The 1107-nt window shown below is 41.9% G+C and carries 1 pseudogene; it reads left to right on the forward strand.

The annotated features are described in order from the left end of the window. A pseudogene (locus tag XEN7305_RS17235) lies at positions 1 to 1107 on the forward strand (hypothetical protein); the annotation flags it as partial.

Below are 1107 nucleotides of genomic sequence, written 5' to 3' on the forward strand. Positions count from 1 at the left end.
TACCCTCGAACCTGATGATATGATTGCTGGTCAAATTGATAATACTGCTACTGCTGATAGTGATCAAACTGACCCAGTTGATGATTCGACTGATGCTCCTATTGATCAAACTCCAGCGATCAAAATCGACAAATTAGGAACTTTAAGCGATGATGCCGATGGGTCAGGAGATATTAGTGTGGGAGATACTATCACCTATACCTACACTGCCACTAACACTGGTAATATCACTCTCGATAATCTCACGATTACTGATGATGTTCTCGGAGCCATTGACCTGGGAGTCGAAGATGATGTGAATGCTGATGGGGTAACTATCTTACAACCAGGAGCAACTGAAATTGCTACGGCAACAGTAGTTGTTGCTCAAGCAGATGTTAATACCGGTTCGATTGAAAACCTAGGGACTGTCAGCGCGGACGATCCTAATGATGATCCCGTAACGGATGAAGATCCTGAAACAATTCCCATTCCACAGTCTGAGTTGATAGTCGTTAAAACCAATACTGGATTTAATGATAATGACAGTTCTAATGATATTAGTGTTGGTGATGATATTCTCTATGAGATCACTGCAACTAATACTGGAGATGCAAATCTAACCAATGTTATTATTACAGACGACTTGACTGGAGATACCTCAGCTTCTGTAACTCTAGTCCCAGGAGCATCGGAGACCTTATCTGTCAGCTACACTGTACAAGAAAGCGATCTTGGTACTACTATTGCCAACACTGGAATTGCAGATAGTGATCAAACCGATCCTGTTACTGACCCTGAAGAAGTTGATGTTCCAGATCCTGAATTATCTGTGGTGAAAACCAATACTGGTTTTACAGACAATGATGGCAATGGGTTCATAAGCGTTGGGGATGATGTTCTTTATGACATTACTGCAACTAATACTGGTGATGCTAATTTAACCAATGTAGTTATCAGCGATGATCTGACTGGGGATGCATCAACTCCAGTAGACCTGGCACCAGGGGAATCTAATACTTTGTCTGTCAGTTATACAGTTCAAGATAGCGATGTCGGTACAACTATTGCCAATGTAGGTGTAGCAGATAGTGACCAAACTGATCCGGTAACTGAACCCGAAGAAGT

It is taken from the genome of Xenococcus sp. PCC 7305, assembly GCF_000332055.1.
In the GTDB taxonomy this organism is placed as follows: domain Bacteria; phylum Cyanobacteriota; class Cyanobacteriia; order Cyanobacteriales; family Xenococcaceae; genus Xenococcus.